General features: G+C 38.1%; 15 protein-coding genes and 1 tRNA gene. 11 read left to right on the forward strand and 5 right to left on the reverse strand.

What is annotated here, in order from left to right:
• Positions 1-98: 98 nt before the first annotated feature.
• From rpsU to rpoD, 4 genes are all read left to right on the forward strand, one after another.
• Positions 99-314: a 30S ribosomal protein S21 gene (rpsU, locus tag AC27JP_RS19320; protein ID WP_011045067.1), complete on the forward strand. Its 216-nt coding sequence runs from the start codon at positions 99-101 to the stop codon at positions 312-314.
• 54 nt (positions 315-368) lie between these two features.
• Complete coding sequence (locus AC27JP_RS19325) at positions 369-815, forward strand: GatB/YqeY domain-containing protein (RefSeq protein ID WP_487117567.1); 447 nt, start codon at positions 369-371, stop codon at positions 813-815.
• A gap of 151 nt (positions 816-966) precedes the next feature.
• The gene (gene dnaG, locus AC27JP_RS19330; RefSeq protein ID WP_487117568.1) at positions 967-2,724 is read left to right on the forward strand and encodes a DNA primase; all 1,758 of its coding nucleotides are present in this window, start codon (positions 967-969) and stop codon (positions 2,722-2,724) included.
• 131 nt (positions 2,725-2,855) lie between these two features.
• Positions 2,856-4,694: an RNA polymerase sigma factor RpoD gene (gene rpoD / locus AC27JP_RS19335; protein WP_487117569.1), complete on the forward strand. Its 1,839-nt coding sequence runs from the start codon at positions 2,856-2,858 to the stop codon at positions 4,692-4,694.
• A gap of 121 nt (positions 4,695-4,815) precedes the next feature.
• Here the strand turns inward: rpoD and AC27JP_RS19340 are convergent, their stop codons facing one another.
• Both AC27JP_RS19340 and AC27JP_RS19345 read right to left on the reverse strand, forming a co-directional pair.
• The gene (locus tag AC27JP_RS19340) at positions 4,816-5,955 is read right to left on the reverse strand and encodes an MbnH family di-heme enzyme (protein WP_487117570.1); all 1,140 of its coding nucleotides are present in this window, start codon (positions 5,953-5,955) and stop codon (positions 4,816-4,818) included.
• Positions 5,945-6,820 (reverse strand): MbnP family copper-binding protein, encoded by an 876-nt coding sequence (locus tag AC27JP_RS19345; protein WP_487117571.1) that lies wholly within the window; start codon positions 6,818-6,820, stop codon positions 5,945-5,947. Before AC27JP_RS19345 ends, AC27JP_RS19340 begins: the two co-directional genes overlap by 11 nt.
• 151 nt (positions 6,821-6,971) lie before the next feature.
• Between AC27JP_RS19345 and AC27JP_RS19350 the strand changes: the two genes are divergently transcribed.
• Both AC27JP_RS19350 and AC27JP_RS19355 read left to right on the forward strand, forming a co-directional pair.
• The gene (locus AC27JP_RS19350; RefSeq protein WP_487117572.1) at positions 6,972-9,719 is read left to right on the forward strand and encodes a choice-of-anchor B family protein; all 2,748 of its coding nucleotides are present in this window, start codon (positions 6,972-6,974) and stop codon (positions 9,717-9,719) included.
• Positions 9,720-9,890: 171 nt separating this feature from the next.
• A tRNA-Ile gene (locus AC27JP_RS19355) sits at positions 9,891-9,967 on the forward strand.
• A gap of 357 nt (positions 9,968-10,324) precedes the next feature.
• Here AC27JP_RS19355 and AC27JP_RS19360 read toward each other — a convergent pair.
• Complete coding sequence (locus AC27JP_RS19360) at positions 10,325-11,122, reverse strand: DUF5677 domain-containing protein (protein ID WP_487117573.1); 798 nt, start codon at positions 11,120-11,122, stop codon at positions 10,325-10,327.
• Between the two features lie 26 nt (positions 11,123-11,148).
• A complete protein-coding gene (locus AC27JP_RS19365; RefSeq protein ID WP_487117574.1) occupies positions 11,149-12,030 on the reverse strand; it encodes a hypothetical protein in 882 nt (293 codons plus the stop codon).
• A gap of 846 nt (positions 12,031-12,876) precedes the next feature.
• Here AC27JP_RS19365 and AC27JP_RS19370 point away from each other — a divergent pair.
• Positions 12,877-13,740, forward strand: a complete 864-nt coding sequence (locus AC27JP_RS19370; RefSeq protein WP_487117575.1) for a phage integrase N-terminal domain-containing protein — start codon at positions 12,877-12,879, stop codon at positions 13,738-13,740.
• Positions 13,741-13,757: 17 nt separating this feature from the next.
• On the opposite strand, the gene AC27JP_RS19375 is transcribed toward AC27JP_RS19370, so the two are convergent.
• On the reverse strand, positions 13,758-14,024 hold the full coding sequence (locus AC27JP_RS19375; RefSeq protein WP_487117576.1) for a helix-turn-helix domain-containing protein: 267 nt from the start codon (positions 14,022-14,024) through the stop codon (positions 13,758-13,760).
• 212 nt (positions 14,025-14,236) lie between these two features.
• Here AC27JP_RS19375 and AC27JP_RS19380 point away from each other — a divergent pair, with 212 nt between their 5' ends.
• From AC27JP_RS19380 to AC27JP_RS19395, 4 genes are all read left to right on the forward strand, one after another.
• Positions 14,237-14,446 (forward strand): hypothetical protein, encoded by a 210-nt coding sequence (locus tag AC27JP_RS19380; RefSeq protein WP_487117577.1) that lies wholly within the window; start codon positions 14,237-14,239, stop codon positions 14,444-14,446.
• Positions 14,447-14,899: 453 nt separating this feature from the next.
• Positions 14,900-15,133 carry a helix-turn-helix transcriptional regulator gene (locus tag AC27JP_RS19385; protein WP_487117578.1) on the forward strand — a complete coding sequence of 78 codons (234 nt, stop codon included), beginning with the start codon at positions 14,900-14,902 and terminating at the stop codon, positions 15,131-15,133.
• Position 15,134: 1 nt separating this feature from the next.
• Positions 15,135-15,989, forward strand: coding sequence for a hypothetical protein (locus AC27JP_RS19390; RefSeq protein WP_487117579.1), 855 nt, complete (start codon positions 15,135-15,137; stop codon positions 15,987-15,989).
• Between the two features lie 866 nt (positions 15,990-16,855).
• Complete coding sequence (locus tag AC27JP_RS19395) at positions 16,856-19,771, forward strand: TonB-dependent receptor (protein ID WP_487117580.1); 2,916 nt, start codon at positions 16,856-16,858, stop codon at positions 19,769-19,771.
• The last annotated feature ends 606 nt before the right edge of the window (positions 19,772-20,377 follow it).

Raw genomic sequence — 20,377 nt, forward strand, 5'->3', positions numbered from 1 at the left:
AATATGTCACCAATTTTTGAATAGAGCGGGTGATGATAAGGCAATAAGCCGAAGTTATTCACCGATTTATATAGATATATACTAAGGTAAAACAGTACATGCCAGTAATTAAAGTAAGAGAAAACGAACCATTTGACGTTGCACTACGTCGTTTCAAACGTTCATGTGAAAAAGCAGGTATCCTTTCAGAAGTTCGCCGTCGCGAATCTTACGAAAAGCCAACTTGGGAACGTAAGCGTAAAAAAGCAGCAGCAGTAAAACGTGCAGCTAAAAAAGTTTCTCGTGAGAACGCTCGTCGCGTTCGCATGTACTAAGATTTCTTAGTATTTTTATAAGTCAACTGAGTTAACTTAAGAGAGTATTAAATCATGAGTCTACTTAGTCAGCTTAAAGATGAAATGAAAAATGCTATGCGTGCCAAAGACAAAGTTCGTCTTGGTGTTATTCGCATGGCGTTATCTGCAGTAAAACAGGCAGAAATTGATCACAATACCGAAGCAACTGATGACAATATCATTGCGGTGATAACCAAAATGGTTAAGCAGCGTAAAGAGTCTATCAAAATGTTTAGTGAAGGTGGTCGCGATGAATTAGCAGCAAATGAAGCTGCAGAAGTTGTCGCCTTAGAAGATTTTCTGCCACAACCATTATCTGCAGATGAAATTGAACAACTGATTGCAAAAGCAATTACTGATACCGGTGCAGCTTCAATGGCTGATATGGGTAAAGTAATGGCGGTGTTAAAACCGTTAATGCAAGGTAAAGCAGACCTAGGCGCAGTAAGCGGCCAAGTTAGAGCGGCCTTAAACAGTTAGTCAAATATTCTATTGAGCAAACTTGCTCAAAAAGAAATAAAACCGCGATCGCTTAGGCCTCGCGGTTTTATTTTAACTAGCGTACAAAAATCCACTATTTTACCCTGCTTATTTGTGTAGAATAGAACTTTACTTCAGTGTATAGGTAATTATGGCTGGCATGATCCCCCGACAGTTTATTGATGATTTATTGGCACGTGCCGATATTGTTGAATTAATAGATTCTCGTGTGCCATTGAAAAAAGCCGGCAAAAATTACCAAGCTTGTTGTCCATTTCACACCGAAAAGTCCCCGTCATTTAGTGTTAGTCAGGACAAACAATTTTATCACTGCTTTGGTTGCGGCGAACATGGTAACGCCATTTCATTTTTAATGGAGTTTGACCGTTTAGAATTTCCCGATGCCGTAGAAGAACTCGCTTCTCACTATAATATGGATGTGCCACGTGAGCAGTCAAACCGTACACCGGCACAACAAAAGCAAGACCAAAAAGCCTACATTCAAAAGCAAGATGATTACGAGTTGATGGCACAAATCAGTCGCTTCTTTCAACAGCAATTGAAAGTTGCCACAGATAAAAACACCGCTATTGATTATTTAAAGGGTCGTGGTTTAAGTGGTGAAATCGTTAAACGTTTTGGCATTGGCTATATCAGCGATGCCTGGGACGGCATGATGAAAGTGTTTGGTCGTAGTAGTCAAATTAATCAGCAGTTAGTTGATTTAGGCATGGCGATTCAAGGCGATAAAAACAAACCCTACGACAGGTTCAGGGGCAGAATACAATTCCCTATTCGAGATAAACGTGGCCGTGTCATTGGTTTTGGTGGTCGGGTATTAGGTGATGGTACGCCAAAATACCTTAACTCACCTGAAACCAGAATTTACCATAAAGGCCAAGAACTTTACGGCCTGTATGAAGCAAAACAAGCCACTAAGCAACTAACTCGTTTGGTCGTTGTTGAAGGCTACATGGATGTTGTAGCCCTTGCCCAACATGGTGTTGACTATGCCGTAGCTTCACTGGGCACAGCAACAACCCCCGAACAATTACAAACCTTATTTCGCACCGTCAAAGAAGTTATATGTTGCTACGATGGCGATAGAGCGGGTCGTGATGCGGCATGGCGAGCGATGGACAATGCCCTACCCATGATCCAAGACGGTTATAGTCTAAAGTTTGTATTTTTACCTGATGGTGAGGACCCCGACTCGTTAATTAGAGAACAAGGCCAAGCCGCGTTCGAAGCCATCTTAGATAAAGCCACACCTTTATCACAATTTCTATTCGATCATTTATTAACCCAGTTAGATATGTCTTCGGCAGAAGGCAAAGGCGCGGCAGTTGGGGCATTTCAACCCTATTTAGCTAAATTGCCTGAAAGTAACTTAAAAGATGCCATCGTTACTAAGTTAGCCAATCAGTTTGGCGCCAATAATGAGATGCAACTGAAAAAATTACAACAAAACTTCTCACAGCAGAGCAGTAATAAACCCAAAGTTGCTAAACCAAAAATAACACCAGTAAGACTTGCTATTGCATTATTACTAGAGCATCCCCATATAGTAGAAGTATTGCCAGATCCTGCCATATTACAACAATTGAATATGCCAGGAATTCCACTGCTGAACCAGCTTTTGGCGCTGTGTAAACAAAATTCAAAAGTGAATAGTGCGCAATTGATTGAACACTTTAGAGGCCAGGACGCCGGAAAACAACTAACAAAGCTGATGTGCTTAGAACATCATGTTGAGCCAGAAAATGCAGAAAGTATGTTCCTTGACTTAATTGAAAACTTTTTAAATGTTTTTATTGAACAAAGAACAGAGCAATTACTGGAAAAAGAACGTAACGGCGGCTTAAATAAAACCGAGAAGCTAGAATTACACGGTTTGTTAAGCGCATAAAACGAATATAGTTGTACTATATTTAAACAAATAGAAGTGCAGTTTATCGCTGGTAATATAGTAAAGTTTTCGCTATAATTTCCGGCTTACTGTTGTATTTTTGATAGCCATAAATAGGTGGACACTCGTCAATGGATCAAGCCCCTCAATCTAGACTTAAAGAGTTAATAACCAAAGGTAAAGAGCAAGGTTATTTAACTTTTGCACAAGTTAACGACCATCTTCCGCAAGATATAATCGATTCCGACCAAGTTGAAGACATTGTTAGAATGATCAACGACATGGGCATTCAAGTATTCGAAACTGCGCCAGATAACGATACGTTAATGATGACAGAAGGTAATACTGATGAGGATGCTGCTGAAGCGGCTGCCCAGGCACTTGCTACTGTTGAAAGTGAAATTGGTCGAACAACTGATCCTGTTCGCATGTATATGCGTGAAATGGGCACGGTAGAACTTCTAACACGTAAAGGCGAAATTGTTATCGCCAAGCGTATCGAAGAAGGTATTAAAGAAGTACAACGCAGTGTTTCTGAATACCCACCAGCCATTAACTACTTACTTGAGCAATGGGATAACTTTGAAGCTGAAGAAGTACGCTTAAGTGATATTATCGTTGGCTTCTTAGACCCTGACGCTGAAGATGAAGAAATTCCAGCCGCGGCAACACATATCGGCTCTGAACTATCGAAAGAAGAGTTAGAAGACGAAGATAAGTCTGACGATGATGAAGACGAAGAAGAAGAAGATACTGGTCCTTGTCCTGAAGAAGCTCGCGAAAAATTCAATGCCTTACGCGCTGCGTACGAAAATGCTAATAGTGTTATCAAAGCAAAAGGCCGTGGCCATGCTGATGCACAAGTAGCAATTGACGCATTAGCGGAAGTATTTAAAGAATTCCGCATTGTACCAAAAGTGTTCGACCGCTTAGTGAAAAACATGCGTAGCGTGATGGATCGTTTGCGCGTACAAGAACGTTTGATCATGAAGCACTGTGTTGTTGGCGCAGGCATGCCAAAAGCAACCTTTATTAAAATATTCCCAGGCAACGAAACCTCTAAAGATTGGTTCGAAGCACAAAAAGCTGCTGGTGAGTCGTATTCTAAAAAGCTTTCAGATATTGAATTAGATGTTGAACGCTGTATCTATAAATTGAACATGTTAGAAGAAGAAACTTACCTAAATGTTCATGGTATTAAAGATATCAACCGTCGTATGTCAATTGGTGAGGCGAAAGCTCGTCGCGCTAAGAAAGAAATGGTTGAAGCTAACTTACGTCTAGTTATCTCAATTGCGAAAAAATACACTAACCGTGGTTTACAGTTCTTGGATTTAATCCAAGAAGGTAATATTGGTTTGATGAAAGCAGTTGATAAGTTTGAATACCGTCGTGGTTATAAGTTCTCAACTTATGCAACATGGTGGATACGTCAAGCGATTACTCGTTCAATTGCTGACCAAGCGCGTACTATTCGTATTCCAGTACATATGATTGAAACGATTAACAAACTTAATCGCATTTCACGTCAAATGTTACAAGAAATGGGTCGAGAGCCAACACCTGAAGAATTAGCTGAACGCATGATCATGCCAGAAGATAAAATTCGTAAAGTGTTGAAAATTGCTAAAGAACCAATTTCAATGGAAACGCCAATTGGTGATGACGAAGATTCGCACTTAGGTGACTTCATTGAAGATGGTAGTGGTGAATTACCTGTTGATTCTGCAACCTCAGAAAACCTTAAAGATGCCACTCACGAAGTATTAGCGGGCTTAACCGCACGTGAAGCAAAGGTTTTAAGAATGCGTTTCGGTATCGATATGAACACAGATCATACCTTGGAAGAAGTAGGTAAGCAGTTTGATGTAACACGTGAACGTATTCGTCAGATTGAAGCAAAAGCATTACGTAAATTGCGCCACCCTTCTCGTTCTGAGCAATTGAAGAGTTTCTTAGACGGTGAATAAGTAATACTGTTGTAACAAGACATTTGTTATATAAATAAAAACCAGCTTTATTAAGCTGGTTTTTTTTATTGCCTAAAACAGCTGCTGCACTGTTAATGGTATAAGCAATAATATTTCACCGTTATTGCTCAGGTGCGTGTAAAGGGGTATTTAAAAATTCTTTATCGGTAAGGGTATCAAGAAAAGCTAACAAGTCTTCTTTCTCTTCCTTTGTTAGCTCAAAACCTTTTATAAACTGGCTTTTAAGTGGATTAGCTCGACCATCACCTTGATATTTCCCCTGTTCAATATTACGCCCGCCGGCAGCATAAACATCAATAACGTCGGACAATGTTGCGATACTGCCATCGTGCATATAGGGAGCACTGTGCTGAATATTTCTTAGCGTTGGCGCTCTAAAGCGACCATTATCTTTTGACAACGTAGATATTTCAGCTAAACCGATATCGCCTTTTGGATATCCTATTACCTTGCCATCAAGCTCGACATTATATAAACCGGTATTATGAAACGGTCTTCTATCGATCAGTTGCTGCTCGTGTCCCGTCGATTGAGTAAAATTAAAGCCACCGTGGCAATGGTGGCACTCTAAACGCTCAGAAAAAAACAAATTCATACCGCGAATAGCAGACTCAGAAATCGCATTATCATCCCCAAAATAGGCGTATTGATCAAACGGCGAACTTAAAGAAATCAAGCTGCGAACGTAACTTGCTAGCGCATTGACAATTAACTCAAAGCTGATTTCTTGCCCGGGAAAAGCCTGATTAAAAAGTTGCTGATATTCTGTAGTTTTAAATCGAGCGAGTACTTCTTCTTCGTGACCAGTAATACCCAGCTCTATGGGGCTTTCACCAAACATAGGTAACAGAATTTGTCGCTCTAACGAGGTAATGCCATCATGCGCCCATGTTAGTGTTTTATTATAAGCAATATTAACCAGAGCTGGGGCATTTCTTCTATGCGCTTGCCCTGTAGAGCCAACTGAAACTTGTTTGCTTTCAGCAAAAGCAAACTTTTGTAAATGACAACTCTCACATGACTGTTGCTGATTAGCCGACAAGTTTTTATCAAAAAACAGTGCCTTTCCTAATAACACTTTCTCATTGGTCATGGGATTGTTGTCAGGAACTTGTGGCTTAGGAAAGCCATCAATTATTGACCATTGATATGAGCTTTCAGTTTTATCGGCTGTAAAGCAGCCTGCAATAAAATAACTAATCGCGAGTATTAACGTGCTGCTTATAAACTTATTCAACACCAATTCCTTGAGTGATACTATCTGCTTTGGTTATGCTGAAAAGGCGAGATGCCTCACCCGAATTAGGCATATTTTTAACCGCTGATAAGTTTTTAAATAGTTGCTGACAGCTTTCATTATCCCGTTCTGATTGACAACTCGTTGTTTGTGTTAGTTCAACATTCTTTATTAACTCAGCTAAATTCAAGTTTAACGTTAATGCCTCGCCACTTCCCTTCGCAATTGCTATTTCAAACTTAAAGGTATTGGGATAACGACAAGCTTGCTCCGGTGCTCGCATAACACTGCTACCTTTGCAACCTGTTGAACCAAGGTGAAATAGCCACTGTTCGTTTACTGACGCAAGCTCAGCTCGTAAAAATTTATGTCCTGTTTGCCAAACCCAAAACATAGAAGGTAAGTTCAGAGGGCTTTCCTGGCTAACTGGACTTAAGTGATTGCTTGCAAAAGGTACTGCTAACATAAATCGCATCGAAGCTACTTTTGAAATATCGATATTATTATCAAATTCTATCAGCCAATGCCCCATATTTTCTGAGTTAACTTGAGCTTGCTGATCTCGACAGTTTGTACCTAAAAGTACGGTGCCTGCGGTTTGATAGGGATTATCAATCAGCTTTAACTGCTGCCAACCTTTACCTGAAACTTCAACTTCTATCTCACTAATAAAAAACTGCAGTTGTTCAATAAACCAAGCTTCTCCACGCTTTTTAGGATCAAAGGTTGATTGGCAGTTGAGAGTTTTATCATGCCAAATAAGATTTACAGCAACTTGTTGCTTAGACGATGGCTTAGCAAAAAAAATAAAATATGTTAAACAAGAAGATATTAAAAGAATAATAACGGCAATTTTTTTTCCTAACATACATCCCACATAATAGCCCAAAGCCAATGATTACAAAGACATTATTTTCAAAGAAGATAAATCGATAAACGCTAAAAAGCAATGATTTAAAAAGCAATTCAAATGTTGTACAGTGATATATATAACATTTTATTAACACAAGGACTATCTGATGTTCAGAATAACATGGATATTTGTCATGGTTGCGGCAATTTTTAATAGCCAAGCAGTATTTGCCCACTCAGAGCATGATAAAGCACGGTTTGTTGCCGAAAATGGGAAAGATACTGGGAAGTGTGATCAAGTATTAAGGCCTTGTAAAACTATTGCCTATGCGGTTCAACAAGCAAACAAAGGCGATAAAATACTGGTATCTTCTGGCAAATATACGATTAGTTCTAGTGAAGAATTGTTCTATTTAAAAAGTGCTTTAGTGCCTATTTATGGTGGTTATAATCGCTTTGATCATTTTCAAAGCCAAAGTCCTGACACCAACCCAACAGAACTAAAAAACATTCCACTCGACATGGCTGAACCGTTACGCCAACAAGGCTTTGTTATTATGGCGGATGGCAAATCACTATTTGCTGACAACAGTCCTGAAAGCAAAGCGTTGAAAAGCAAACTTGCCAGTTACCATATGCTAAGTGAAAAGCAATCAGGCCTAGACTGTGTAAATGGCTTAGCCGGTAGCTTTGCCTGTAATAACATAGATTTACTTGCTCATATGCCATTAAGTGAATTCTCTAGCCGCCCTAGTTCTGCAAACGATATTTGGGGCCATGTTGACCTAAATACAGGCAACGAATATGCCTTAATAGGATTATATAACGGCGTTGCGGTTGTAGATGTAACTGATCCAGAAAGCCCAGAAGAAGTTGGCACTATCCGAGGACTCGGCTCTAGTTGGCGTGATATTAAAGTGTATCAATATTTCGATGCAAATATAGGTGCCTGGCAAGCATATGCATATGCCACCATCGACAGTTCAACAGATTATGTAACAATTATAAACCTTAATCAGCTACCAAACTCTGTAAGCCTAGTTGAAAAAAACAGAGTGGTAACCAAGGCGCATAATGTCTACATCAGCAATGTTGATTACACTTTAAATACTGCATTACCGGGTTTAACACCAAGTTTGCAACTTATTGGTAGTAACAGGTTTAGCGGTGCATTCCATAGTTATTCATTAGAGACACCTGATACATTAACGGCGATATCGGACAATTATTTCGGCTCAGGATATACCCATGACGGCGCGTCCATTAATATCACTGATAGTCGAAAAGACAATCAATGTAATGCCGCTGGTGATAGCTGTACTGTATTTATTGATTTTAACGAAAAAGAAATGAAGCTATGGAACATCACCGATACTTCCAATACCACCTTACTTGGTACCGGTGAATACAATGACGTTGCCAAAAGTAATCAATATGTTCACTCTGGCTGGGGTACTGAAGATAAACAGCACATATTTTTACACGACGAATTTGACGAAAAAGATGGCGGATTAAATTCAACAGTACGTATATTTTCTATTGCAGACCTCAACAACCCTGTACAGGTTGGACAATGGACCGGGCCAACACGCGCTATTGACCATAATGGCTTTGTTCGAGGTAATCGCTATTATATGTCAAACTACGAGCGCGGCCTTACGGTATTAGATATAACTGATCCGGCAAACCCTGTTGATGTTGGCTTTTTCGATACTTATACACCGTCAGACAGTGCTGGTTTCAACGGCGCGTGGGGCACATACCCTTATTTACCATCGGGAAATATTCTAGTTAGTGACATTGGTAGTGGCTTATATATTTTAAAAGACCGCACCCAGGAATCAGCCCAAGGCAAACTAGGCTTTGCTGCTAAAGCTATCAATGCCAACCAAGGTGAAACTCTGACAATTAATGTAGAACGCAATAGTGCCAGCAACCCAAACCAAGAGGTCAGTGTTAATTACCAATTACTACCTGGCAGTGCGAAAGAAAATAGCGATTATACGCCTATTTCAGGAACATTAACTTGGCCAGCAAATGATACCTCAGACAAAACCATTAATATTGATATAGCAACCGACTCAACAGGTGAAGAATTCCAAGAAGTCTTCTTTGTCCGCCTAAGTCAACCAAGTAATACAGCAACATTAGGTAGTAATAGCTATCTAACCATTAATGTTGATGGCCGTGTTAACAGCGGCACATTAGCATTTACGGCAGCCGAAGCAACTGTCGCAGAAAATCAAGGCAACATAGATATCACCCTTGCTCGTCAAGGAAGCTCAAAGGGAGCAGTATCAGTTTCTTATCTACTTAGCTCTGGCACAGCAATTATCGGCGAAGATGTAGAATCAGCTTCAGGTGTGGTTAATTGGGCCGATGGTGATTCAGATGAAAAAAATATTAGTATTACGATAATTAATGATAGTGATGAAGAAGAAAATGAAACCTTTTCTATTGCTCTAGAGCCCGTTTCGGACAGTAATTTAGGGGCAATTACCCAATACACTGTAACTATCTCAGACGATGACAGTAATACCGCTCCAACCGTGACGTTAACTGAAAACCGAGAAGAGAATACCGGAGCTACAGTTACCGTAACAGCAACAGTGGCAGACAATGAGAATGATCCACTAACCTATCTATGGCAGCAAACCGCTGGCACCTCAGTAACATTAAACAATGCTGAGACATTATCTGCTAATTTTGTTGCACCAGCGGCAGCTGGCACTATAGAACTTTCATTTACCGCAACAGATTCTAAAGGCCTATCAAGCACAAGTACCGTCACACTTACTATTGTTGCAGCACCAGTTACAACAGTGACCACCAGTACTTCATCATCTGGAAGCGGTACATTCGGCTACCTAATACTTTTCTTAGTTTTAGGTTTAACAAGAAAGCATATTAAATAATCACCTGTATGGTTGAGCGGTTAGCTAAACACCAAATCGCTCAACTATTAAACTATCAGACTCATTTATCAGGTTTTTTAACTTTATTGTGGTGACAACAAAATAAAAAATGCTTATACTTCTCGCCGCTTTTGATTAACCTTTATGGTTATCGAGCAAAAGTAAAAAGATGGCCCCTTAGCTCAGTTGGTTAGAGCATCCGACTCATAATCGGCAGGTCCCCTGTTCAAGTCAGGGAGGGGCCACCATTTTTAAAGACTTTTCTAGTAATCATCTACTAACACATACTCGCTTGTGCTACCTCTGTGCTACTAAATACCAAAAATTGATATTTCTCGATTATCACATAAGTAATTTATTCGATAAAGAATGTTTTTTCTACGTTTGGCTTTCGTTGCCAATGATAGTAATTTTAAGTCACTGCTCACCGAACTGTTTCATGTCTATTAATGCCAAAAAACGGTCATTTGCTATTACAGCTAATGGGACAGGTTGGATTTGATTTTGTATCAGTAAAGCAGCAAACACTTAAGCATAGGTTGGCAAATTCTTTGCTGGTTTTTACTTTCCTAATAAATATCGAGGACTAATCTTCTTCAGCTATTTTATATATACTCATTAGAATATCTTAAAACTATATCTCTAGACTCAATTTTAGCAAATTCGATCCCCCACATTTCACCAATAGTCCAAATCATGTTAGCTAATAGGCTTGCAACGTAGTTTAGTATTAATCCAGTGAAAGCTAAATCCATTTCTTGACTGCCTGTACGAGCATGCACAACAGATCTAATAGAAGAAGGAGTTGAATGAACATGATTTGATAAGAGTTTGTATATCCCATTGAACTCACCTACATTCAGTCCTCTTTTTTCAGCTATTTCTACCTGAGATAATATGGATGATTTCCGACCTTTTACAATATTCCTTTTCATGTCTTTGTCTAATGAAAGACAGTATGAGTGTTCCGTCAATTTCTCTTTCAATATATCGCGCTCACTTTCAAGTTGTTCAATATCTTCAAGTGTGAATTCTAAACTTTGAAATATCTTTAGAAGTGTTACAGAGTCATGGTAGTCATAGAGTAGAAATCTAAAATCTATTTCTTCCTCACCCACCACATCGACACAATAATACCAATGTAAATTTGTTGCCTCTATCAGGTTCCTACTCAGTGAAGAGATTGAAGAAAAATCTAAATATATTTCTTCATTAGAAATCTGGCTTTCTGTAGGGAGTATCTTTAATAAAGACATACATCCTGGTACTGTTTTCGCTAGAAAATACGTTGATAATCGCCTACGCTTACAGTCAGTTATAACACCATAAAATTGTTGAGATAAATCATAAGAAATTTCAGTTAGTAAGTTAAAATCACTAATCAATTCTTCAAGATAATCCATAGAAAAGTCCTTTTAAAATGTACCTACTAAATATCAATTATTATCCTTTGAATCGCCCCCTTATATGATTCAGTTTTCACTGAATACACTCCATCACCAGGAAGACTTATAGAGACTCCTGCACCTAACATTCCATTAAGAAAGGAGTAATTACGAATAAGAGGGAATTTATAATTTTTTGAATCCCCTTTTAACTGATAATCTCCTTTTATGTATGTGCTAGGTTCTATTGGGTAATCGTCAGAAAGAGGGAGTTCCTTAAGCATCCCTTTTTGAACCAATTCTCTAAGGCTCATGTTTGAATAAAAATTTTCCATATTTGGCTCTGAATCAAGGTCATCATTAGTACAAAATATTTCTCCAGTGGTTATATTCTGAAACCTAAATTCCGCCTCTGTTAACAAATCATTTTCTTGCTGACTATTCATGAGTCTATACCAAGGGTCTCCAATCATTATACTGGCAGAATCTACGCAAATTTCTCCAACAACCTCTTGTGTCAATTCACTAACCTGAACATCTATAAAGCTTTTTTCCTTAGGGTCGTAAACTGATAATGACGGTCTATATTCCTGAGCATATTCTAAATCCTTCTTGAGCAGTTTAATTTCATTTCCTTTTAATTCAATCTCAGCTTTATGAGACTCTCCATCTTTGGCTAATCGTATAACTTCATCTTCTCTAACTTTGATTCTATCGTTAAGCATCTTTTCAATGAATTGCGGGGTTTGCTTCTCTAATTCACTAGCTCTGTCTTTCCACAACTTAATATTTTGTTCTGCAACTCCAAGCTGTTCTTTCTTTAAGTTGACCATTGACCTAAGGTTTTTAACATACGCGGCATATAATATTCCAGCAACCCCTAACGCTCCTATGTTAGCTATCAACCCAATTAATCCAGTATCCATTTATCACCTGCTAATATTACAGAATTATTCAATAAATCATTTAAACAACAATATATTAAATCAAATAGCATTACAAAATATAGGGCTCTATTAGCGTTAACTGTAGGCAACTGAGTTTTAGTCACATCAATAAAAAAATGAGCTTACTTTACGACAAACTCATTGCTCCGATTCTTCCCTTTGGCACCATTAATCATCATTCGCTCATTGATATGAAACGATCAATTTTGCAAACTGCGGACTTTAACCTACGAACGGTTAAAGTTGATTCGGATTAAATTATATATTGGAAAACTTGTGGCTAATGTCTCCAATGCACACATTGCTGAGGAAGGTATCAGTTTTTCTTCACAGTTTATGTCAGTTAAAGTCTTGCGAGTGCCGAGTCGTCCCTACTCATTTGGGTAGGGACGACTCGACAGAGTCGCTATCAGACTCCATTGCTCTTGATGTCTGATAAGAGACACCTCAAGGACAGCAGGGGTATTGCACTTATTAGCCTCTGTGATATATTAAAAACGTATACAAGCTCACTAATGTGAGTCATCAAAAAAGACAGGCGCTATTCAGCTGCCTTCAATGCGCATGACGCAATGAAATACCCGCCCTAATATCAGGGCAAAGTAATAAACCAAAACAACAGTAGTCTGCTTTATTTTCAACAGAAAATTTTCAGCTCAGCTTCCCCCGCTTTAAGGTTTTTAGCCCTTGTAACGCTTCCTTTTGGTTGCGTTGATACATGATGATTACGATCACATGAATGGCTTTTAAACTTACCGATAGGCTTCTAGTCGTTAAACCTTTTTGTTTTGTTTTATTGCTACTTTCATAAATTGGAGAGCAACTATGAGTCAACTCGGATACAACTTTCATTTACTAGTAAAAACACACAAACAAGGAAGCCAAAACACACAAGCATCAAGAATGAAGATTCTTAACCTTGTTGCGGATCAGTTACTAACATCTGGCTTTAAATTAAAAAACTCCAAAGGGTTAAAAACTAAACATATTGAACACTTAGTGCAGCGCTGGAAAGATGAAGGTCTTTCGCCATCTACATTAAAAAACAGGTTATCTATTTTACGTTGGACGGCAAAAATCATTGGCAAGCAAAACATTGTACTAAGAACCAACGATGCATATGGCATTAATCGTCGCCAACATAAACCGAAAGGAAAAGCGAAAGAACTTGATATGAGCAAGCTTCATCAAATAACAGACAGGTACATATATTTTTCATTACTGCTACAAAAAGAACTTGGCCTACGCCGTGAAGAGTCCATAAAATTTAACGTATCTTATGCAATGCGTGGAAATCTAATAAGGCTTAAGAAATCATGGACAAAAGGAGGAAAAGCGCGGGAAATTCCAGTAACTAAAGAATCACAACAAAAATTATTAACTGAGATAGCCCAATTTTGTAGGGGAAAGTCTTTAATACCTTCAGATAAAAACTACATTCAACAATTAAAGGTATATGAAAACCAAACAAATCGTGTAGGTCTAAATAAAAACCATGGTTTACGCCACATGTACGCGAGAAGTCGTTACTTGGCTATCACAGGCTGGCAGTGCCCTGCCGATGGTGGTTTACATCGTAAAGAGCTTTCAATGGAAGACAGAGAAATTGATTATCAAGCTAGAATGACTATTAGCAAGGAATTAGGGCACACTAGATTTAGTATCACTTATGCGTATTTAGGGAGTTAACAATTTGGCATGCCAAATTATTTTTGACTCCAATTAATAATTACATTTGCCAATTCATCTTCCTCACAGAAAAAATACGCTGTGGGTACTGTCAGTACCTCAGCTATTGCCTTCACTGTTTTAAAATCTGGTGTATGAACTCCTCGCTCATACTGATTCATCCGTGCAGAAGCGACAAACTGATCAATACCTGCTTGTATACCTAATTGTTTTTGAGAGAAACCTTTAGCCGTTCTAGCTTCTTTTAACCTTTTCGAGAAAGGTGAACCATCATTAATTTTCATTGGTGTGAGACATTGGCTCTTGAAAACTAAGATATTCTTAGGTTTAATGAATACTAGATACTAAGGAATACTTAGCACCCAAAGTATCCACGTAAAAATGAAAACAAATACTTAAAATACAATTAGTTAAATAAAAACAAGCTTTTAGGCACATTGCCTATTAATTAATAATTTGGCACAGAGAATTATAATACTTCGGAACAGGTGAGATTATGTTAAAAAAAGCACTAAAAATAACAGGTCATATTGCGGTAAGTATTGTAGAGGTAGTGCTTGATGATAGTTCAAATGATCATAATGATGATCAGCTCGATCAATTATCTGATGGTTTAGGTAGCTATATTGCTGATGATGAATCTTATACTGATGAAGAAATTACTGCAGCAAAATCTCGTGGTGAGTTATACGACACTTACTTATAGGCTATTAAAATTTTTTATTATTCAAGACTGACCACATTACAATGAAGATGAAATAAGTATTGATGAAAAAACGTTTAATAAAATATTTAAATAAAATTTGGCATGCCAAATTCCCCATGGCAAAGAGCACCTAGATGCTGCTAATTTAGTTAGTTGCTCTGCACCAATTAAGAAGGACCCAAGTTGTTGGGCGCGTATACGATGTACACGACTATAGTTAAAGCGCTTCCATTAAAACTCCTCGCTTCTAACGAGATTTAGTTATTGGGCATAACTTGCCAGCCTATAAGCAGCCAACCTCGGCACAGAGCAAAACAAGTATATTTACTATCCCCAAAATAATCTTTGAAAAACCCCTGTTCGATTACAGGGGTTTTATTGAGAATATTAATTTTTAATATGAATAATAGGTAAGCACAAATAAAACTAAGTAACTAGTGAGAAGTGCTAACCATGGAAAAAATATTTTATCGCTTGGAAGAGATCGCAGTACTACTGCATATAAGCAAACAAACCCTATATAACCATATAAATCACAATAAGCTTAATGATAAAAAATACCCTATTCCTCCATATATCCGCATCCACGGGAGGCTGTTATTTTCAATAAAAGAGTTTGATGCATGGCTTAATACACAGCCTAGATATCACAGCACTAGTTATTCTACGCATAGTTTGAGGGAATAGCATGCTGAAAGATTGGCATCTAGTTGAACGTATTGAGTCAACTTCTGCATACGAAGATAATTCAGTGGTCATGTACCCTAAAATTTTCACCGACCCTTTTTTACTACCATTACAATCTACAAATGTGAAAGAGAAGCTTTCCAATGGCACGTTTTCACAAGTAATTATTTACTCTCCTGACGGCTTACCTCATGGCTATTACGCTAGATTATTAATTGCTATTTTGACCACTCAAGTTAGAAAAAATACATGTAATGAATTTAGAGTAGCAAAATCAATCAGTGCACTATACAAACGATGTACTGGAAGGAGCATGGGAGGCGGGAGTCAGGCAATATTTGAATCTGTACTAGAAAAAATATTTACTTTAAGTGTTTATCAACATGAAAATATTAAAGTCAAATCTATAGAGCTCGATACCAGAAAGTCACTATTGATTACAGAACATTCATGTATTAAAAAAAATAATGGGAAAATGACTGATGTTATTTTTAAACCCTCTAGCTCTTTCAAAAAACTTGTACGGGCGGGAGGAGCCCACCCTATTGATATGAGAGCATTGCAATTTTTCAGAGCAAATAGGACAGTATTAGCACTCGACTTGTATATATATTTAACAAGAAAGGCAGTCCATCTAAAAACCTCATCAAAGCTATTAAATTGGGAGTTACTTATGTCCATTTTCCCAAATATTGCTCATTTAAGAACTTGTACATTTAAGCAAAGGATAAAATGCGCACTTATGTTAGTAAAATTAGTCTATTTGGAGTTAAATGCTGAAATTATTGACAATAAAGGCCTCTTAATAAAAAAATCTCAGCCGCACATAAAGTGGATAAATAGAAAGAGTCTATAGTTATCCACGTCAATTAAAATACTATATACGTCAGCCAAAGAACCATATTAAATAAATTATACGTCAGCCAAAAAACAAAGTACGTCACTCAAATGACATAAAAAACTGCAAACCTTTGATAGGCGGTGGTTGTAGCCTCCCCCTAGTAAGCTCATTATTATCTAATATAAACTTATTATTAATGATTAAACAATTGTGGATAACAGAAAAATAAAATGTGATGACTCACATTAGAACAATAAACTATTTCGCTTTCGCCCCCAGAGCGAAATATTAGTTAGAAATATGTATTAATATATAAGAGGAAGTTGCCCTTTCTGTATAACATAAATATGAATTCTTATCTTGTTAAAGGGTGCTATACATTCTTCGTTTCCGTTAGAAATAGATCATGAGGTTTTCTTCAAGCCCACAAAAAGTAAATTCAACATCCTACCATCTATCGTTAACTTTTTTTATATAAGCAGAGTTTCAACCATTTAGGTTTAAGCAATCCGCTCTATATTACTTTTCAAGTAGAAATATATAGGGTTTCAGCAAGTCAAGTGCACTCACAATACAAAATTTATATATTAAATCAGTTCTATATCAGTTCTATATCAGTTAATAATTGCCAGTCTATCCAAAAGCTAGTTGATGCATTCCACCTTACTTCGTCGGTCAGAAAAAATAAAAAAAAACAATATCGGAAAGTCAGCTGCACCAAAGCAACTGACCACATGGTAATACCAATATAGATATTTTGGCAAAAATACAGATTGTATTTGGTTATTAATTACTCTATAAATATACTTAAAATATAAATAACAAACTCAATTTGGTATTACCAAATGATTATAAATATATAAAAATGTGGGGAGAACACGATGAAACTTAATGCTATATGCGCAGCAATGCGCCCTAAAGTCGGGTTGCCGGTATATTGTGCGGCTTTAACAGCGCTACTATCTATATCGTCTGTGACTGCAGAAGAAGCTAACAGCAGTGCAGCTAATGACGATATCGAAATTATCGAAGTGACGGGCATGTTAGGTAGTATGAAAGCCGCTGCACTTCGTAAGCGTACAGACGGTCGTATTGTTGATGCTATTGTTGCAGAAGATATTGGTAAATTGCCTGACAACAACATAGCTGAAGCACTACAACGTATTACTGGTGTTTCAATCAATACTGACTTTGGTATTGGTGACAGTGTATCAATTCGTGGTTTACCTCAAAACCGAGTGGAATTAAATGGTCGCTCTACCATTGGTGATTCACGCGATGGAATAAGCCTACAAGATTTCCCGTCAAGTTTTTTAAAAACAGTGGAAGTGGTTAAATCTCCAACTGCAGATATGATCGAAGGCGCACTTGGTGGTACAGTAAGCATGCGTACCGTGCGCCCGTTAGAATTAGATAAAATGACAGCAGCATTTTCACTAGATGGCGAGTTCGCTGATAAAACTGAAAACTGGGCACCAATATTTAATGGCTCAATTGGTAACAATTGGGACTTAGGTGATGCGGGCTCTTTCGGTGCAATCGCCATGCTTTCATATCAAGACCGCGAAATTCGCCAAGACCAGTTCATGAGCCGTGTTTTAGCACAAGATATTGATATTAACGGTATGACAGCAAATACCGAAAGCGGAAACTTTATTGTTAGAGATCAGCACACAGTTGAGCAGTACCTTGAAAAGCGTGAACGTACGGCACTCAACCTTTCACTACAATGGGCTCCTGCATCAGGCAACGGCATGGTATACCTTGACTTAAGCGGTACGAAACGTGCTGGCGAGCAAATGGGTAACTCTATTTTAGGTGTTGTTGGCTCGCTTCAAACAAACACTGGTACAACACAAGACAGCAATGGCCAAATTAATAACTACACCTTGACCAACGACTTCGCTATTCCTAAAGCCTACAGTGACTTTCGCGATACAGACTCGTTTTCTCACGCATTAGGTGGCGAGTACAACCTTAGTGATAAAATAAAAATTTCAGGTGAAGTTGCCTATGCCTCTTCAGAAAGCACAAGACCTGATTCTGAATTTACGCTACGTCCAATTGAAAAAGCGCCTTGGTTAGTTGACGGTTCATTAGTCACTCACGTATATGACGGTGTTTTTTCACAATCTGGCGATAAACTTCCGAGTATTATACATTCAGATCCAAACGCATATACTGCCGCTGAAAATTTAGCATTACGTACTTTCAAAAGTGAATTAAAAAACACTGATAATGAAGAAACAGCCGTTCGATTTGATGTCGTGATGGATGAACCATTTGAAGATCTTGAGTGGTTAAGCTCAATAAAAACGGGTATTCGTGCGACAAATCGACAATATGAATATGTAGAGTACAAAGAAGAAATTAAAGACATTTATAAAAATGCATTTAATGACGTCGATGGCTCAAGTGCAGCGTTATGGATTGATGATTACAACAATGCGTTTCCTGGCAGTTTTACTACCCTTCACCATCAAAACTCATTCGATCAAATAGGGCATTCTGGCCAAAATGATTTACTATCATTTGCAACCTACAATGGCTTACAAAACCCAGCAGCGGCATATAGCCAACTTCAGCAACTACTTGCTGGTACTAACCTAGCAACAACAGGTAGCTTGCGTGATAACCAAGATCATAACGACGGTGCTTACCGTGATATCACAGAAGACACAACAGCCATTTACCTTTCGGCTTACTTAGACTTCAATGACCTTACTGCGATTATTGGTGGTCGTTATATTAAAACAGACCTTGAGTCGAGCGTTATTCGTGACGGTGAAAAAGTAAAAGGAACAAATGATTACAACGACTTTTTACCAAGCTTAAATGTAACGTATTCATTAACGGACGAAACCTTGGTTCGTTTCGCGGCGGCCAAAGTTATGCGTCGTGCCGATTTTAATGAATTAAGCCCTGCTTTTGACGTAAACAATGACACAACCAAAGCGACACAAGGTGCGATAGACCTAGACCCTTACCGCGCTACACAGTATGACTTATCACTAGAACATTACTTTGGTGAAGGTAATATGGTGTCATTTGCTATATTTTACAAAGACGTTGAATCTTTCTTAAGCACTGAATCAACCTGTGTTGCCAACTCATCTACTGCAGGTCAAAACGTAACAGAATGGTACAGCGTATGTCAGCTTGACACTGCAGGCGTTGATAATCCTAACCTAGTTTATTCAAGCACGACTGACTTTTCAGACGCTGATGGTTTTGCTCTTGTTGAAGGATTACGTGACGCAGGCTTAACCGGTATTGATACTCAAAAAGATACTAACGGTGAAAATGGTAAAGTTAAAGGTTTTGAAATTGGCTACCAACAGCACTTTGACTTTTTGCCTGGCGCTTGGTCTGGTTTAGGTGTGAACGTAAACTATACTTACGCAGACAGTGAGCAACCAAATGGTAACCCACTATTAGATATCTCTGAGAACACTTACAACATACAAGCGTTCTGGGAATATTCAGACTATTCAGTTCGTCTTGCATACAACTACCGTGATCAGTTCTTAGATTCTGAAAGTGAAAAGCGTGTTATCGGTATTAACTCAGCGGGCTCTGTTGGTGATGATGATGCGGTTTACGGTAATAACTACCGTGATGACCGAGGTCAATTAGACTTCTCAGCAAGCTGGAATGTAAATGAGAACTTCACAATCGTAGCAAACGGCACTAACTTAACAGGAGAGCCTTCAGTGTTCTTGTCTGAATTAGGTAGCCCTTGGAAATATACAGAGGCAGACCGTCGTTACTCAATTGGCGTAAGAGCTAAATTCTAATTAAGCATTAGCTAAGTTAGATTAATAATAAAGAGCCTACTATTAAGTAGGCTCTTTTAATTTCACCATACGTAACCTGCACAGCCCGCGTTAACATTCTAGTTCCACGAGAAATTATTCTCATCAACATCAAATATAAATTGCCAACGTTCACTCTAAGCTTATATTTACTGTCGCTTTATTAATAATCCCACAATCACTGCCACACTTTTCAATGCATAACTTTCATACAAAGCCTAATCAAAAATTATGTACATCCCTATTACTCATCATAAGCATTTAAACAACATTCAAATGAATAACTAAAAAGAAAGAATGCGCAATTTCATCAAGGTTTACTAATGTTTAACACACACAAACTAGGTAGCTAACGCAGCAAGCCATAGCGTTATGTGTGGCATTTTAGTTGCTATTGGAGCGAATACTAAGCTCATATCAATGATGCTATATAAACGTTGATAAAGCATGGATCCGTAAATGAATTGAAGAGCTACTAATAGCCAGATAGAAAAACATAGAAACAAAAAAGTTATGAGTTGAAAAAGTATAAATGGCTAGTAAAAATATTGAGTTAATAAGTGGGAGCAATATATTGGAGGAAGAGAA

The organism is Colwellia sp. SU-HH01172 (assembly GCF_057553355.1).

Bases quoted from the DNA above. Each gene is read 5' to 3' on its own strand.
- AC27JP_RS19375 (WP_487117576.1), bottom strand. From the start codon at position 14,024: ATGAAAATTAATGATGGTTCACCTTTCTCGAAAAGGTTAAAAGAAGCT.
- AC27JP_RS19370 (WP_487117575.1), top strand. From the start codon at position 12,877: ATGAGTCAACTCGGATACAACTTTCATTTACTAGTAAAAACACACAAA.
- AC27JP_RS19385 (WP_487117578.1), top strand. From the start codon at position 14,900: ATGGAAAAAATATTTTATCGCTTGGAAGAGATCGCAGTACTACTGCAT.
- AC27JP_RS19380 (WP_487117577.1), top strand. From the start codon at position 14,237: ATGTTAAAAAAAGCACTAAAAATAACAGGTCATATTGCGGTAAGTATT.
- AC27JP_RS19345 (WP_487117571.1), bottom strand. From the start codon at position 6,820: ATGTTAGGAAAAAAAATTGCCGTTATTATTCTTTTAATATCTTCTTGT.
- rpoD (WP_487117569.1), top strand. From the start codon at position 2,856: ATGGATCAAGCCCCTCAATCTAGACTTAAAGAGTTAATAACCAAAGGT.
- dnaG (WP_487117568.1), top strand. From the start codon at position 967: ATGGCTGGCATGATCCCCCGACAGTTTATTGATGATTTATTGGCACGT.
- rpsU (WP_011045067.1), top strand. From the start codon at position 99: ATGCCAGTAATTAAAGTAAGAGAAAACGAACCATTTGACGTTGCACTA.
- AC27JP_RS19360 (WP_487117573.1), bottom strand. From the start codon at position 11,122: ATGGATTATCTTGAAGAATTGATTAGTGATTTTAACTTACTAACTGAA.
- AC27JP_RS19390 (WP_487117579.1), top strand. From the start codon at position 15,135: ATGCTGAAAGATTGGCATCTAGTTGAACGTATTGAGTCAACTTCTGCA.
- AC27JP_RS19350 (WP_487117572.1), top strand. From the start codon at position 6,972: ATGTTCAGAATAACATGGATATTTGTCATGGTTGCGGCAATTTTTAAT.
- AC27JP_RS19365 (WP_487117574.1), bottom strand. From the start codon at position 12,030: ATGGATACTGGATTAATTGGGTTGATAGCTAACATAGGAGCGTTAGGG.
- AC27JP_RS19325 (WP_487117567.1), top strand. From the start codon at position 369: ATGAGTCTACTTAGTCAGCTTAAAGATGAAATGAAAAATGCTATGCGT.
- AC27JP_RS19395 (WP_487117580.1), top strand. From the start codon at position 16,856: ATGAAACTTAATGCTATATGCGCAGCAATGCGCCCTAAAGTCGGGTTG.